The organism is Bacillus sp. SIMBA_008 (assembly GCF_046535495.1).
Classification (GTDB): Bacteria; Bacillota; Bacilli; order Bacillales; family Bacillaceae; genus Bacillus; species Bacillus subtilis.
The window spans coordinates 1-272 of record NZ_JAWRWL010000449.1; the positions used below are offsets into that span (position 1 = coordinate 1).

A 272-nucleotide genomic window follows, 5' to 3' on the forward strand; every position below is an offset into this window, starting at 1 on the left:
TGACCCACCGGCCGCCGTACCCGACGACGGGAGTGTCGAAGGCACCTGCCACGATCGAGGTCGCCGGGTTCCAGGTCTCGCCGTCGGCGGATCCGCCGAACGACACCCGGTACGCGTCGGCCGGCTTCGCGAGGCCCCACGGGGATCCGTCGCCCAGCCACTCGTCCGGGTGCTCGACCTGGCGGCCGTCCTCGAACGACTGGCGGAACAGGCCGCGCTCGTAGCGCAGACCGTAGCCGAACGCGGGGAGGCCGATGGTCGCCATCGATTCG

At 72.1% G+C, this 272-nt stretch carries 1 protein-coding gene; it reads right to left on the reverse strand.

The window, feature by feature from the left end; all coding sequences use genetic code 11:
• A partial coding sequence (locus tag SB658_RS23970; protein WP_410602834.1) for a glycogen/starch/alpha-glucan phosphorylase occupies nt 1–272 on the reverse strand: 272 nt, incomplete at both ends.